Below are 15,559 nucleotides of genomic sequence, written 5' to 3'. Positions count from 1 at the left end.
GCCGTGGCACCCGACCGGGGAAGGACCGCACCGTGACCGCCGCCGCCGGACTCCGCGGGCCGCAGCCGGCGTCCGTCGAACTGTTCCGGTCCGCCTTCCGCCGGCACGCGGCGGGGGTCGCCGTCATCACGGCGCGGGGGGAGCGGCCGGTCGGACTGACGGCCACCTCGCTCACCTCGGTCGCCGCCGAGCCCCCGATGGTCTCCTTCGGCATCGACACCGGCTCCTCCGGCTGGCCGGTGTTCGCCGCCGCCGAGCACGTCGGTGTGCACATCCTCGGCGAGCACCAGCAGGAGCTGGCCGCCACCTTCGCGCGCAGCGGGATCGACCGCTTCGCCGCGCCGACCCGCTGGGGGCCGGGCCCCCGGGGGATACCGATCCTGGACGACGTGCCGGCCTGGCTGGTGTGCCGGGTGGTGGCGCGGGTGCCCGCCGGGGACCACCGGGTGCTGCTGGCCGAGGTGATCGCGGGGGACGCCGGCGGGCCGGGCCGTCCGCTGCTCTACCACCAGGGGCGGTTCAATGTCCTGAAGCACTGAACGGTTTGCGCGAGCGCCGGGAATCGACGGCTGCGGCCCGGCGGAATGCCGGTGAGTTCGTTCACGCCGTGCCGCGCCTTGATTCACCTTGATCCGCCCTGATCTGCCTTGATCTGTCTTGACGCAATAGACCGCTTGTGAAAGAGTTGACGGGCCGTCGGATCGATATCCGATCGTGTTTCGCCCGTGACCTTCGCCGACACCCACCGAGTTCGTGCGCGAATGCGGATCCGGGCCTCCCGGTCACCGCACCGTCTCTTTTCCGCGAATGTCCTGTGAATGCGCCGGGACTCCCCACCGGGAGGAATGTGACATGGATGTGAACAGCCAGCTGGCGGCGTTGTGGACCGAGCTGCTCAAGTGTGACGAGGTCACCGCCGAGACGGACTTCTTCGAGTGCGGCGGAACCTCGATCGTGGCCGTGTACCTGGCGGCCGACATCCAGGAGAAGCTGCAGGTCATGGTCGATGCGATCGAGATCGTCTCGCACCGCAGGTTCGGCGACCTGGCGGCGCTGGTCGCCGAGCGGCACGCCGCGGCTCCGGCCTGAGCGCCGCCCCCGGCCTGAGCGCGGTCCTCGGGATCCTGCTGTTCGGCATCGGATCCCTGCTGGCCGCGGACCTCGGAAAGGTCGTCACCCGGAATTACGAACGGACGCTGCGGGACCGGGCGAGGATTCCCGGCCCACTGCGCTGGGCATGGCCCCGGCCGGTGCGGCCGGGAGTCCAGCGGGGACTGTGGCTGGCGGTGGCCGCCGGGGGATTCGCCCTGGCCTGGTGCGCCGCGCGCGGAATCCGCTGAACGCCCGTCCGATATCCGTTCGACAAACCGGGGCGGCATTCCGGGGCGGCATTCCGAGGCGGTTCTCCGTGCCCGCGTTCCGTGCCCGCGTTCCGTGCCCGCGTTCCCGTGTCCGCGTTCCCGTGCCCCGAACATGGAGTGCTCCATGGCGTACGCAGCGCCCCGCACCGCTGGAGAGCGACGGCTGGCCGACCTGATGGCCGAAGTGCTCGGCGTGGCAGCGGTCGGGCTCGACGACGACTTCTTCGACCTCGGCGGACACTCACTCCTCGCCACCCGGCTCGCCACCCGGATCCGCGCCCGCTTCGGCGTCAAGCTCCCGCTGCGCACCGTCCTGGAACGGCCCACCGTCCGCGAGCTCGGCGCGGTGCTCCGGCTGGGCGGCGAGGAGCTGCCCCCGCTGACGCCCGCCCCCCGGGCCGGGGACCTACCGGTGTCGTACGCCCAGGAACGCATGTGGCTGCTGCACCAGCTCGAACCCGACAGCCCCGCCTACAACGTGCCGGCCGTGATCCGGCTGCGCGGCCCGCTGGACGTCGAGCGGCTGCGCGCCGCCGTGTTCGCGGTCGGCGACCGGCACGAGGTGCTGCGGACCCGCTTCACCGAGCGGGCCGGCCGGCCGGTGGCGGTGGCCGGCGACCGGCCGCGGATCGAGTTCGCCGTCCGCGGGGCTCCGGCCTCGCCGGATCCCGACCGGACCGTGCTGCGGCAGGCCGCAGCACTGGGCCGCGAGCCCTTCGACCTGGCGCACGGACCGCTGGTCCGGATCGTGCTGACCGCCCTGTCCGACACCGAGCACGTCCTCGCGCTGTGCATGCACCACATCGTCTCCGACGGCTGGTCGATCAGCGTCCTGCTGCGCGACCTCCGGCACGCCTACGCGGGCGAACCGCCGGCCCCGCTCGCCGTGCAGTACGCCGACTACGCGGCCTGGCAGCGCGGTTGGCTCACCGGCGACGCCCTGCGGCAGCAACTCGACTACTGGACGAAGCTGTTGGCCGGGGCGCCGCGCGTGCTGGACCTCCCGACCGACCACCCCCGGCCCGCCGTCTCCGGCCGCCGGGGAGCGCGGCTGCGGGCCCGGCTCGATCCCGCGGTGGTGGGCCGGCTGCGGGAGATCGCCCGGCGGAACGGCGCGACGCTGTTCACCCCGCTGTTCGCCGCCTTCGGTGCCGTGCTGACCAAGCGCTCCGGCCAGGAGACCGCCGTGGTGGGCGTGCCCGTCGCCAACCGGGCCCGGCCGGAGGCGGAGGAGCTGATCGGCTTCTTCGTGAACACCCTGCCGATCCCGGTGACACCACCGAAGGACGGCACCTTCGACGCGCTGGTCGCCCAGGTGTCCGGCACGGTGCTGAGCGCCTTCGACCACCAGGACGTCCCCTTCGAACGGGTCGTCGAGCAGCTGGCACCGGAGCGGGACCTCTCTCGGAACCCCGTCTTCCAGGCCATGTTCGCCCTGCAGAACGCGCCCGCCGCCGCCACCCGGCTCGGCGACGCCGAGCTGGAACTGCTGCTGCTGGACTCCGGCACCGCGAAGTTCGACCTCACGCTGATGATCGAGGAGGGCGACCGGCCCGTCGTCGAACTCGAGTACGCGACCGACCTGTTCAGCCGGGAGACGGCCGAGGCGATCCTCGGCGAGTACCTCCGGCTGTGCGAGCACGCCGCCCTGCGGCCGGCCGCGCCGCTGGCCGAGCTGATGCGGGTCTCGCCGCAGGAGCGGGAGCAACTGCTGGTCGGCTGGAACCGCACCGACCGCCCCGGCCCGATCCCCGAACTCACCGAGCGGCTGCGGCACTTCGCCGCCGTCACCCCCGACGCCGTGGCCGTCACCGACCAGACCGGCGACACCGGCTACCGCGAACTGGCCGCCCGGGCCCACGCCCTGAGCCGCCGGCTGACCGAGCGCGGGGTCGGCCCGGCCGACCTCGTCCTGGTGGTCGGCCGGCGCGGCGCGGACGTGATCGCCGCCGTGCTCGGAGTCCTGGACGCCGGCGCCGGGTACATCCCCGTGGACGTGGGGATGCCGCTGCACCGGGCCGCGAAGGTCGCCGCGGACAGCGGGGCCACGCTGATCGTCACCGAACCCTTCGGCGCGGGGCGGGCCCGGGAGCTGGCGGCGGCCGTGGACCGGCCGCTGACCGTCCTGGACGTCCAGACCGGCCAGACAGTCCTGGACAGCGCGGCCACCGCGGCCACCGCGGCCACCGCGGCCACCGTGGACACCTCGGAACCGGCGGACAGCGCGGAGCCGGCGGACGCCCCGCCGGCGGCCGGGCGGCAGGCCGAGCAGTCGCCCGCCTACGTGATCTACACCTCCGGCTCCACCGGCAGCCCGAAGGGCGCCGTGGTGCACCGGCTCGGCCTGCACAACCACCTCCAGGCCAAGGTGGAGGACTTCGCGCTGACCGCCGCCGACACCGTCGTCCAGAACGCCGGACTCACCTTCGACGTGTCCGTGTGGCAGATGCTGGTCGCCGTCATGGCCGGCGCCCGCACCCGGGTGGTCGGCGACGACACCGCGCTGGACGCGACCGGCCTGTTCGCGCTGGCGGCCGCCGACTCGGCCGCCGTTCTGGAGGTCGTCCCCTCGCTGCTGAGGGTCGCCCTGGACGCCTGGGACACCCTCGGCCGCGCGCCCGCACTGGCCGCGCTGCGCCGGCTGATCGTCACCGGCGAGACGCTGCCGCCCGACCTCTGCCGGCGCTGGTTCGCCCGCTACCCGGGGATCCCGCTGGTCAACGCCTACGGGCCGGCCGAGTGCTCGGACGACGTCGCCACGGCCGTCCTCACCGCGGACACCCCGATCACCGGCGCCCGGGTGCCGATCGGCCGACCGCTGCGCAACACCCGGCTCTACGTCCTCGACGAACGGATGGAACCCGTCCCGGTGGGCGTGCCGGGGGAGCTGTACATCGGCGGCGCCGGCGTCGGCCTCGGCTACCTCGCCGACCCGGCGCGCACCGCCGCGGCCTTCCTGCCCGACCCCTTCGGCGGGCGCGGCGGCGCACGGCTCTACCGCACCGGGGACATGGTGCGCCACCGCCCCGACGGCCGGCTGGAGTTCCTGGGCCGCCGGGACCACCAGGTCAAGATCCGCGGCCAGCGGATCGAGCTCGGCGAGGTCGAGGCCTGTCTGCTGGGCCTGCCCGGCGTCACCGACGCCGTGGTGGTCGCCGACCGGGACGGTCCGGGCGGGGCGCGGCTGCTGGGCTACGTGGTCGGCGCGGCCGATCCGCGCACCGTCCGCGGCGAGCTGGCCCGCCGGCTGCCGTCCGCCATGGTGCCGTCCGCGATCACGGTGCTGGACGCGCTGCCGCTGTCGGTGAACGGCAAGGTCGACCGGGCGGCGCTGCCCCGGGTCACCCCCGGCGCGGGGGCCGCCTCCACCGCTCCCCGCACCGACGAGGAGAAGCGGGTCTGCGCGGCCTTCGAACAGCTGCTGGAGGTCGAACGGGTCGGCCTGGAGGACGACTTCTTCGCGCTCGGCGGCCACTCGCTGCTGGCGACCGGGCTGGCCGCGCGGATCCGCGCCGAGTTCGGCATCGAACTGCCGCTGCGGGTGCTGTTCGAACGCCCGACCCCGGAGCTGCTGGCGGAGGCGGTGCGCACCGCCCTGCGCGGCCCCGGCCCCGCCGCCCCGGCTTCCGCCTCCTTCGCGGCTGCCGCCTCCCCGTGGTTCCCGCCCGCCGTCCTCGGCAGCGCACCCGATGCGCGGCGGTTCCAGCTGTTCTGCCTCCCGCACGGCGGCGGCGGGGCGTCCGCGTACCGGCGGTGGGCGGCGCTGCTTGCCCCCGAGGTCGAGGTCGTCCCGGTCCAACTCCCCGGCCGGGAGGGCCGGATCGCCGAGCCGGCCAGCTGGTCCGCGGCCGATCTCGTCCAGCGGCTGACCGGGCCGCTGCTGGCCCGGGCCGACCGGCCCTTCGCCCTGTTCGGCCACAGCATGGGCGCGCTGCTGGCCTACGAGTTGAGCCACGCCCTCGCCCGCCGAGGCCGGGCGCCGGCCCACCTGTTCGTCTCCGGTCTCGACGCCCCCGACCGCCGCGGCCCCTCGGCCGTGCGGGCCCACACGCTGCCGGACGAAGCGCTGACGGCCGTGCTCTCCGGCCTGGGCGGGACCCCGCCCGAGATCCTGGCCGACCCCGAACTGCTGCGGATGCTGCTGCCGGTGCTGCGCGCGGACGCCGCGGTGAGCGAGACCTACGAGTACCTTCCGCGGCCTCCCCTCGACACCCCGGTGACCGTCCTCAACGGACGCGACGACCCGACCGTCCACCCCGACCGGCTGGCCGGCTGGACCGGACTGAGCACCGGCGCGGTGGAGTTCGTCGACTTCGCCGGGGGCCACTTCTACCTGACCACCGAACTGCCGGAGCTGCTCCCGGCCCTCACCGCCCGGATGCCGCGGCCTCCCGCCGTGGCCGGACCGCCCGGCGGCGGGCCGGACCCCGGCTGACACCCGCTCGACCTCGGTCGCGAAAGGCCGGTGCACCCGTCATGGACCACCCACAGCTCCTGGTGATCGACTACCCCGGACGCCGGAAGACCGGACACGTCGCCGACCTCCGGCTGGCGGACCACGGCGTCGACGTCCACTACGCGATGCGCGCCGAACTGCCCGACGAGCTCCACGGCGCCGCCTACGCCCGGCAGTTGATCGCCCGCTCCGGCGTCGACCCGGCCCGGCTCGCCGGCGTCGTCGGCTACTGCATGGCCGGGCACCTGGCCCAGGAAGCGGCGGCCCGGCTGACCGCAGCCACGCCGGCACCACCGGCGCTGATCCTCCTCGACAGCGGCCCCTCGTCGGCCGACGAGCTCTGGGAGGAGTGCCGGGACGCGCTCGGCGTCCTCGGCGGCGGGCGCTCGGCCGTCCCCATCGACGAGGCGACCGGCCGGCTGCTGTTCGACCCGGGCCGGCTGCGCGCCGAACCGCACCGCACCATCGAGGAAGTCCGTTCGGCCGTAAGGCAGTTGGCCGTGGAGATGCTCGCCGAGGACACCGCGGACGAGGAGGAGACCGAGGAGGCCACCGCCCCGCTGGTGGACCACTTCCTCGACTGGCTCACCCACCTCGTCGCGGCCCACAACTCCGCCTCGCCCGCCTGGGGCGGCGACGCGCTGCACATCGTCTCCCGCGACCACCCGTTCCGCGCGGCCTGGCCCGGGGCGCGGTCGACCAGCACGGTGACGATCGACTGCGCCCGCAACGACCTGCTCGGCCACCAGGGCACCAGGGACGCCATCCTCTCCCTCCTGCGCACCACCGGCCCTGCCCGCTGAACCACCGCTGCCCGCCGAACCACCCCCGCCCGCTGAACCACCGCTGCCCGCCGAACCACCCCCGCCCGCTGAACCACCGCTGCCCGCCGAACCACCGCCACCCGGGGATCACGATGCCCAGCACCGACCATGCGACCACCACCGACAGCGCGACCACCAACGGGACCCTGACGGGGCTCTTCGCGGCCGGCGTCGCCCGCTTCGCCGACCGGCCCGCCGTCTCCGACGACGAACAGACGCTGACGTACCGGGAGTTGGACGAACGGTCCGACGCCCTGGCCGCCCTGCTGCGGGCCCGCGGGGTCCGGGCCGAGGACCGGGTCGGCCTCTACCTCGACCGCTCCGTCGACGTCTTCGTCGTCGTCCTCGGCATCCTCAAGGCCGGCGCCGCCTACCTGGCCGTGGACACCCGCTACCCCGACGCCCGGCGGGACTTGATGCTCACCCGCGGCGGCGCCGCGCTGGTCGTCACCCGCCCGGAGTGGCGGGAGCGGCTCGGCGGCCTCGGCGTCGACGTGCTGCCCTTCCGCGGCGAAGCGCTGGACGGTGAGGCCCTGGACGGCGCGGCCCCCGCCGCGTTCGTACCACCCGAAGTGCTCCCGGAGAGCGCCGCCAGCGTGCTCTTCACCTCCGGCTCGACCGGCGTGCCCAAGGCCATCGTCCTGGAGCACCGCAACATCGTCTCGTACGCCCGCAACCAGGGCGCCCCCCGGCTGCGGCCGGACGACCGCACCGGCCAGATCTCCAGCCTCTCCTTCGACATCTTCCACTTCGAGATGTGGACCAGCTTCGAGCACGGCGCGCGGGTGGTCGTGCTCCCGGCCGTCCCCGACCTCCTGGCGGCGGGCTTCCAGGGCGAGTTGAGGCGCCGGGGGATCACCGCGATGCTGGTGCCGACCATGGTCGTCAACCACGTCGTCCGCGAGGACCGGGACGCCTTCGCACCCCTGCGCCTGCTCCAGGCGGGCGGCGACGTGCTCCTCCCCTCGGCCTGCCGCGAACTGCTGGCCGGCCGGTTCCGCGGCGAACTCGTCAATGTGTACGGGCCGGCCGAGACCACCACCGTGGCCACCACCCACACCGTCACGCCCGAGGACGCCGAGAGCGACGCCATCCCGATCGGCCGCCCGCTGGACGGGGTGACGGTGCACCTCCTCGGGCCGGACGGACAGCCGGTGCCGCCGGGCGAGGTCGGCGAGATCCACATCGGCGGCCCGGGAGTGGCCCGCGGCTACCTCGACGCACCCGGGCCCACCGGGGGCAGCTTCCTGCGCGACCCCTTCGCCCCGGAGCCGGCCCGGCTCTACCGCACCGGCGACCTCGGCCGCCGACGCCCCGACGGCGTCCTGGAGTTCGCCGGGCGGGCGGACGACCAGGTGAAGATCCGCGGCTACCGGGTCGAGCCCGGCGAGGTGGCCCGGGCGCTGCGCCGCCACCCGCAGGTGCACGAGGCCGTCGTGCTGGCGTCCGGCGAGGGCGCGGACCGGCACCTGGTCGCCTGCCTGGTGCTCGACGGCCCCGTCCCGACCGGCGAGGTCCGCGCCTTCGCCGAGGCCCGGCTGCCGGACCACCTGGTGCCCAGCCACTTCGTCGTCCTGCCGGAGATCCCCGCCAGCGAGCACGGCAAGCGCGACCTGGCCGCGCTCCGGGAGATCGTGGCGCGGCACCGGGCCCGCCGGGACGGCCGGGTGACACCGGCCACCGGGACGGAACGGTTCCTGGCCGGCCTCTGGGAGTCCCTGCTGGCCACCGACGGCGTCGGCGCCCAGGACGACTTCTTCGACCTGGGCGGCCACTCGCTGCTCGCCTTCCGGGTGCAGAAGCGGATCAAGCGCGAGCTGGGCGTCGACGTGGAGTTCCGCACCATCCTCGGCAACCCCGTCCTCGCCGACCTCGCTGCCGCCGTCGACGCTGCCGCCGCCGCCGACCAGGCCGGGGGAGCGGGGGCCGTCCGGTGAGTGCCGGTACCCGGCCCGGCGCGGACCGCTCGCCGTACCACCTCGGCGAGCGGATCGACCAGGTCGTCGCCGGACACGCCCGCCGCACCCCCGACGCCCTCGCCCTGCGCCAGGGCGACGAGACGGTGAGCTACGGCGAACTGCTGGCCCGGGCCCGCTCGGTGGCCGCCGGACTGCGGGCGCGCGGCATCGGCCCGGGGGACTTCGTCCCGGTGCTGATCGAGCGCTCCCCGGAACTCGTCGCCGTCCTGCTCGGCGTGCTGACGGCCGGCGCCGCGTACATCGCGATGGACCCGGCCTGGCCGGCGGAGCGGACGGCGGACGTGGTGCGCCGCAGCGACGCACGGCTCGTGGTGGTGGACCGGCCGCGACCGGAGGCCGGGGCCGGGGCCGGCGCCATCGTTCCGTCGGAGGAACTCCGGGGCCCCGAAGCCGGGTCGGTGGCGCACACCGACGGCACCGCCGCCGCCTGCGTCTTCTACACCTCCGGGTCGACCGGCCGCCCCAAGGGCGTCGTCTCCCCGCACCGGGGCACGATCCGAACCCTGGTCGGCTGCCCGACGATCCCGCTCGACGCCACCACCGTCTTCCTCCAGGCCGCGCCGCTGCCCTGGGACGCCTTCGCGCTCGAACTGTGGGCGCCGCTGCTCAACGGCGGCCGGTGCGTGCTGCTCGACCGGGGGGTGCCCGCCCTCGACGCGGACGGGCTGCGCCGCGCCCTGGCCGCGGGCGTCGACAGCATGTGGCTGACGAGTTCGCTGTTCACCGTCCTGCTGGAGGAGGCTCCCGAGGAGTTCGGCCGGCTCCGGCTGCTGCTGGTGGGCGGGGAACGGGTCTCCGTCCGGCACGCCCGGGAGGCGCTGACCCGCTTCCCGGGCCTGCGGCTGGTCAACGGCTACGGCCCGGCGGAGAGCACGATCTTCGCCACCACCCACGCGATCGGCCCCGCCGACGTCGCCGAGGACAGCACCGACATCCCGATCGGCCGGCCCGTGCCGTGCACCGGTGCCGTCCTGCTCGGCCCGGACGGCACCGTGCTGACCGGCCCGGCCACCGGTGAACTCGCCCTCTCCGGTGACGGCCTGGCCGCCGGGTACCTGGGGGACGCGGCGGAGACCGCCCGACGGTTCGTCCTGCTCGACGGCGTCCGCCACTACCGCACCGGGGACGTGGCCGGCCGCGACGCCGACGGGCTGCTGCGCCACCGCGGCCGGACCGACCGCCAGGTCAAGCTCCGCGGGGTGCGGATCGAGCCGGGCGAGGTCGAAACGGTGCTGGAGACCCATCCGGCGGTCACCTCCTGCCTGGTGTTCCTGGTCGAACCGGCCCCTGGGCGGCCGGAGTTGGCCGCGCTGTACACCACCGCGACCGGCGCACCGGTGCCCGGGCCGGAGCTGCGGCGGACGGCCGCGCACCGGCTGCTCGGCGCCATGGTCCCCACCCGGCTGGTGCACACCGAGCGGCTGCCGCTGGGCCCGACCGGGAAGGCCGACCAGAGCGCCGCGGCGGCGATCGTCCTGGCGGCCCTCACCCGGCCCGGCCCCGCCGGCGGCACCCGTCCGGCGGCGCCCGGCGGCGAACTGCTCGGCGCGGCCCGCGAACTGCTCGGCGCGGCCCGCGAACTGCTCGGTCTCCCGGGGCTCGGCGAGGACGACGACCTCCTCGGGGCCGGCGCCACCTCGCTGGACGTCGTCCGGCTCGCCGCCAGGGCCGGTGCCCGGTCCGGCGTCCGGATCACCGTGGGCGACGTCTACCGCCTGCGCACGGTGGCCGCGCTGAACCGGCACAGCGAGCACGCACCGCCCGCCGACGGCACCGTGCTCGCCACCGGCGGCCCGGCCGCCGACGGCCCGGTGGCGCTGTCCCACGCTCAGCGCCGCTTCTGGATGGCCGAACGCGGCTCCCCGGGCGACGCGGACAACGTCCTGGTCCTGGCCTACCTGCTCACCGGCCCGCTGGACCCGGGCGCCCTCCGGGCGGCCCTGGACGACGTCGCCGTCCGCCACCCCGCGCTGCGCACCGTCCACCCGTGGCTCGACGAACTGCCCGAGCAGCGCGTCCTCGGCGGCGACCGGGCCCGGGTGCCGTTCGCGGTGGTCCCGCCCCCGGCGGGCCCGTCCGGCGCGGAGCCGGCGGCGGTGGCCCGGGCCGTCACCGAGGACTGGTGGCGGCTGCCGTTCGCGCTGGAGGAGGAGATCCCGATCCGGGCCCGGCTGTGCCGGCTGGAGCGGCAGCGGCACCTGCTGTGCCTGCAGATCCACCACATCGCCTTCGACGGCTGGTCGGAGTCCGTCCTGCTGGCGGAGCTGGGCCGGTGCTACCAGGCGCGGCCGGTGGAGCCCGGCGGTGAGAGCGGTTCCGGGCCTGCCCCGGCCGCCTCCTACGCCGACTACGCCCGGTGGGAGCAGGCCGCGGCCGCCCGGTGGACCCGCGAGGAGCTGCCGTTCTGGCGGCGCCGGCTGACGGACGTTCCGCCCCCGGCCTGGCCGGCCCCCGCCCGGGCCGGGGAGGCCCCGCGGATCGAGACGCTGACCGTGCTGCCGGGCGAGGTCGTCGAGGGCGCCGCCCGCGCGGCCCGGCGGCACGGCGGCCCCGCCGTGGCGGCCCTGCTGGCGGCCACCGGCCGGGCCCTGGCGCGCACCGCCGACGTCCCGGGCGTCACGCTCGGCACGGTGACCGACGGGCGCTCGGCCCGCGCCCTCGAACCGGTCGTCGGCTACTTCGTGAACCCGCTGGCCGTCCCGCTGCCCGGGGCGCGCGACCTCACCGACGCGGCGCTGCTGCGGCACACCGCCGACGCGGTGGTCTCCGCGCTGGAGCACGGCCGGACGCCCTTCGACGAACTGGTCCGCCTGCTGAAGCCGCCCCGGGGCCGGCATCCGTGGTTCCAGGCCTGGGCGGTGCTCCAGAAGCGCCCGCCACGGGGGGAGTTCGCCCCCGGCCTGCGGCTGGAGCCGGTCCGGGTGCCGCCGCCGAGGACCGCCCACGAGCTGCTGGTCGAGGCGGTGCCGCGTGGCGACGGCGGCTGGGACCTGATCACGAGTCGGCGCGCGGACGTGCTGGGGGAGGCGCGGGCGGAGGAGTTCACCGACCGGCTGCACCGCGCGCTGGGCGAGTTCGCCACCGCCGCCCCAGCCGCCCCAGCCGCCCCAGCCGCCCCAGCGGGCCCGGCCGGCCCGGCCGGGCCTGGCACCCGATCAGCCGCACCCTCGCCCGAGCGTTCGTACGACGATCGGACGACTCGGCGCGCAGGTGCTCTGAGTGACGGTTAGCGTCGGCCGCAACGCGTCCCCAACCCTTGGAGTCTGTCGTGCAGCGGTGGATCGTCCTGACAGCACTGACCTCGGCCCTCACCGGCCTCGCCGCCCCCGCCCAGGCCGCCGACCCGGCCCGGGCGCAGGCCCCGGTCCGGCATTCGGTCCGGGATTCGGCCGGTACGGTGGTGACCCTCGGTGATGCCATGATCGACCCGAAGGTCCCCGGCCGGGTCCGGGTGAACGTCGGTTACCTCTGCTCGGTCGCCGACGAGGCCCGCTCGCTCACCGTCTCGGTCGAGCAGGCGGACCCGGAGGACGCCGCCTCCAAGGCCTTCGGCTCCAGTCGGACCGCCGAGGCGGACATCGTCTGCGACGGCACCCAGCAGGAGCGCCAGCTGATCGTCCAGTCCAAGACCTCCAACTGGATCCCGGACGTCGACGCCGTCCTGATCGCCACCGTCTCCAACATCGGCGCGTCGCCCTCCGCCTCCGCCGACAGCCGCCGGGTCAGTCTCAAGGTCGGCTGAGCCACCCGCCCGTCATCGTGACCCACTCGCCCGTCATCGTGGCCCGGCCGCCCGGCCGGGCCATGACGCTCTCTCCGGAGCCTGCGCCGCACGCGGGCGAGTGCACGGAGGGGATCCTTCCTCTTCCCCGATTCCACAGGTGAACCGGGCTGTCCGGCTCTGGTCCCGAGTTCTACAGTGCTGTAGAACTAAGGCTCAGAGGTGAACAGCGAACGGGGGCACGGCATGGACAGGCCGCTTCGACTGCCGCAGCAGGATCGGGCCGACTTCGAGACGGAGTTGGGGAGGGCGCTGGCCGCGCCGCAGGTGCGGGCGGCGCTGCTGGACAGCGGGGAGGAGGCGCGCGGGGTGGACCGGCTGCGGCGGACGGCGCGGGAGAACGCCGAGTACGTGCTGGCCGCCGCGGCGCCGGAGTACGAGCGGTACGCGACGCTGCGGGCGGACGCCGACGCGGTGGCGCGGCTGCCGGTGGACGCGCCGGCGCGGGTGTCGGGGTGGTGGGGCGTGCTCGGGGTGATCGTGCCGATCGTCGCGGCCGTCGCGGCCGTGGTGTTCCTGGTGCTCGGTTATCTGCTGGGGCTGTCCGAGGACTTGGAGGTGCTGGGGCACGCGCTGATCGGGGCCGGCTGGGTGGCCGCCGGGGTGGCGGCGGTGTGTCTGCTGGTGGGCGGTTTGGGGCTGTTGGGGTCGGCGGCGCGGGGGAAGGGGTCGGAGGTCGAGGTGGCGGAGGGGCCGGGCGAGCTGGTGCGGGCCCGGGACGCCTGGCGGTCGGCCCTGGCGGAGCGCGGGCTGGTGCCCTTCCTGGTGGCGCAGGCGAACGCGGGGCGGCGGGTCTGACGGCGGCCGGCTGACGGCCGGAATGCCAAGACGAGGTGGGTTCGGGTAAGGGGCGGTTAAAATCCGTGCCCGGGCGGGGAGTTGGCGCGGGGCTGGTTCGCGGACGATCGGGCCAGCTGGGGCGGGTGCGGTGAGGCTCCGAGGGGCGTGCCGGTCGGCGGGTGGCGCTGTCGGGTGTCGTGCGGAGGCCTTGTGCGCGCCGATCAGTGAAATATCATATGGCGCATTGCACAGCGGTCGACCCGGGTGAGACCCGGCCCCCGCCCCCGGGCCGCCTGCGCACCCCCGCTCGTCCCTCCCTCCCCCCCCACGTCACGAGAGACGGAACCCGACCCGTGTTCAGATTCCGATCCCGCATGCCCCGACGCGCCCAACGCGCCCCACGCACCGCCCTGGTGGCGCTCGCGGCGGCCCTGGCCGGCGCCGCGCTCAGCAGTCCGCTGTCCGCGATGGCCGACTCCCACGCGCCGCAGCCCGTCACCGTGGTGGCCCAGCCGGGCACCCCGAAGACGGCGAAGCCCGCCGCCCCGCAGAAGTCCGGCCCGCGCCGGGTCGGGGCGGCCAAGGCCGGTCCCGTCGGCACCACCACCAAGGCACCCCAGCTGGTGGACGGCGCCGACCCGGGCACCGGCAAGAACGGCGACGGCAATGTCGCCAACCAGTACGACCTCCAGGTCACCTACAAGGGCGGCCAGGAGTCGACCGGTGTGGTGATCGGCGCACCCAAGGTCTACCTGGTGCTCTGGGGCTCCCAGTGGGGCACCCCGTCCACCAACGCGAGCGGCGACACCGTGACCACCGGTGACCCGGACCAGGCCGCCCCCTACCAGCAGGACTTCTTCAAGGGCCTCGGCAGCGCCGGCGACGGCTGGAGCGCCGTGCTGACCCAGTACTGCGAGGGCATCGCCGCCGGTTCCGTCCAGTGTCCGGCCGGCTCCGCGCACATCCCGTACCCGCAGCCGGGGAGCGTGCTCGCGGGCGTCTGGGTGGACAACGCCGCCCCCGCCCCGCAGGCCGCGACCGAGCCGCAGCTCGGCGCCGAGGCGCTGGCCGCCGCCAAGCACTTCGGCAACCTGACGGAGGCGCAGAACCGCAACGTCCAGTACATCATCGACTCCCCGCAGGGCACCGACCCGGACAAGTGGAAGGAGCTGGGCTACTGCGCCTGGCACGACTTCCAGCGCTCGTCGTACGGCCAGCTCGCCTACACCAACATGCCGTACCTGACGGACGTGGCCGGCTGCGGCACCAACTGGTTCGGCGAGAACACCCCGCGCGGGCGGCTGGACGGCTACGGGATCATCGGCGGCCACGAGTACGCGGAGACGGTGAGCGACCCGAACACCCCGGGCGGCTGGACCGACGCCACCGGCCAGGAGATCGGCGACAAGTGCGCCTGGATCCCGCAGGGCTCCAACGGCGGGCTGTTCACCGAGAACCTCTCGACCGGCAGCTTCCCGCTGCAGACCCTGTGGTCCAACAGTGACCACCTGTGCATGGCCTCGGACCCGATCGTGGCCTCCCCGCCGGTCTCGCTGAGCACCATGTGCGACCGCGCCGACAAGGCCGGGCAGCCGCTGTCGATCCCGGCGGTGGGCGTCTCCGGCACCGGCGCGGCCCTCACCTACAGCGCCACCGGACTGCCGCAGGGGCTGGCCATCAACGCCGGCACCGGGGTGATCTCCGGTACCGCCGCCGCGACCAACGGCTACCAGCGGATCAACGTGACGGCGACCGACCCGGCGGGCAAGACGGCGTCCACCGGCTTCTGGGAGAACGTCAGCGCCTCCGGCGGGACGGGCTGCGGCGGGATCGAGCAGCTCATCGACCCGGGCTTCGAGAACGGCTCGGCGGACGTCAACCACACCGTGATGACGGACTCCTGGAGCCCGTCGGGGTACAACATCATCACCCCGTCCAGCCTGCACGCGCCGCACTCCGGCTCCTGGTACGCCTGGCTCGGCCAGAACACCGGCACGGACGACTCCATCACCACCTACCTCAACACCTACCCGGGCTTCGGGCAGGCGAGCTTCTCCTTCTGGCTGGACGTGCGGCCGGTCAACGCCGCGGCCCCCGTCGCCGACACGCTGTCGCTGGTGGCGATCGACCAGTACACCGGGCAGCCGCTCGGCACGGTGAAGACCTGGAGCGGCCAGAACCCGACCAACGGCTACCAGTACCAGTCGGTGGACCTCGCCCCGCTGATCGGGCAGGTCGGCTGGGGGACCACCATCGGCCTCAAGCTGGTCTCCCACGAGACCGGCACCAACCCGACCACCGCGTTCCTGATCGACGACGCCTCGGGCCGCGAGAGCTGATCCCGCACCCGGACGCCGGCCCCGCCACCGCGGTTCGCG

General features: G+C 75.0%; 9 protein-coding genes. All 9 read left to right on the top strand.

The features are described from left to right. Positions 1–32 precede the first annotated feature (32 nt). The 9 genes from ACZ3YL_RS06065 (at position 33) to ACZ3YL_RS06025 (ending at position 15,520) form a co-directional block, all read left to right on the top strand. Positions 33–539, top strand: a complete 507-nt coding sequence (locus ACZ3YL_RS06065) for a flavin reductase family protein (protein ID WP_188303367.1) — start codon at positions 33–35, stop codon at positions 537–539. A gap of 313 nt (positions 540–852) precedes the next feature. Beyond that, positions 853–1,089 carry an acyl carrier protein gene (locus ACZ3YL_RS06060; protein WP_188303368.1) on the top strand — a complete coding sequence of 79 codons (237 nt, stop codon included), beginning with the start codon at positions 853–855 and terminating at the stop codon, positions 1,087–1,089. A 396-nt stretch (positions 1,090–1,485) separates the two neighbouring features. After that, a complete protein-coding gene (locus ACZ3YL_RS06055) occupies positions 1,486–5,796 on the top strand; it encodes a thioesterase II family protein (RefSeq protein ID WP_465655771.1) in 4,311 nt (1,436 codons plus the stop codon). A 41-nt stretch (positions 5,797–5,837) separates the two neighbouring features. Further along, complete coding sequence (locus ACZ3YL_RS06050; RefSeq protein ID WP_465655769.1) at positions 5,838–6,620, top strand: alpha/beta hydrolase family protein; 783 nt, start codon at positions 5,838–5,840, stop codon at positions 6,618–6,620. Between the two features lie 113 nt (positions 6,621–6,733). Further along, the gene (locus ACZ3YL_RS06045) at positions 6,734–8,578 is read left to right on the top strand and encodes a non-ribosomal peptide synthetase (protein ID WP_465655767.1); all 1,845 of its coding nucleotides are present in this window, start codon (positions 6,734–6,736) and stop codon (positions 8,576–8,578) included. Then, positions 8,575–11,850 (top strand): amino acid adenylation domain-containing protein, encoded by a 3,276-nt coding sequence (locus ACZ3YL_RS06040; protein ID WP_465655764.1) that lies wholly within the window; start codon positions 8,575–8,577, stop codon positions 11,848–11,850. The genes ACZ3YL_RS06045 and ACZ3YL_RS06040 overlap by 4 nt, the downstream gene beginning before the upstream one ends. A 38-nt stretch (positions 11,851–11,888) precedes the next feature. Next, the gene (locus tag ACZ3YL_RS06035) at positions 11,889–12,362 is read left to right on the top strand and encodes a hypothetical protein (RefSeq protein ID WP_188303685.1); all 474 of its coding nucleotides are present in this window, start codon (positions 11,889–11,891) and stop codon (positions 12,360–12,362) included. Positions 12,363–12,587: 225 nt separating this feature from the next. Then, complete coding sequence (locus tag ACZ3YL_RS06030) at positions 12,588–13,199, top strand: hypothetical protein (protein WP_465655762.1); 612 nt, start codon at positions 12,588–12,590, stop codon at positions 13,197–13,199. Positions 13,200–13,555: 356 nt separating this feature from the next. Beyond that, on the top strand, positions 13,556–15,520 hold the full coding sequence (locus tag ACZ3YL_RS06025) for an Ig domain-containing protein (protein WP_465655760.1): 1,965 nt from the start codon (positions 13,556–13,558) through the stop codon (positions 15,518–15,520). The last annotated feature ends 39 nt before the right edge of the window (positions 15,521–15,559 follow it).

This window comes from Kitasatospora sp. NPDC023176, assembly GCF_055560495.1.
Note: the sequence above shows the minus strand (reverse complement) of the source record. Positions and strands in the feature narration are given on the sequence as shown.

Coding starts and splice junctions, on each gene's coding strand:
- ACZ3YL_RS06060 (WP_188303368.1), top strand. CDS start 853: ATGGATGTGAACAGCCAGCTGGCGGCGTTGTGGACCGAGCTGCTCAAG.
- ACZ3YL_RS06055 (WP_465655771.1), top strand. CDS start 1,486: ATGGCGTACGCAGCGCCCCGCACCGCTGGAGAGCGACGGCTGGCCGAC.
- ACZ3YL_RS06050 (WP_465655769.1), top strand. CDS start 5,838: ATGGACCACCCACAGCTCCTGGTGATCGACTACCCCGGACGCCGGAAG.
- ACZ3YL_RS06045 (WP_465655767.1), top strand. CDS start 6,734: ATGCCCAGCACCGACCATGCGACCACCACCGACAGCGCGACCACCAAC.
- ACZ3YL_RS06030 (WP_465655762.1), top strand. CDS start 12,588: ATGGACAGGCCGCTTCGACTGCCGCAGCAGGATCGGGCCGACTTCGAG.
- ACZ3YL_RS06025 (WP_465655760.1), top strand. CDS start 13,556: ATGCCCCGACGCGCCCAACGCGCCCCACGCACCGCCCTGGTGGCGCTC.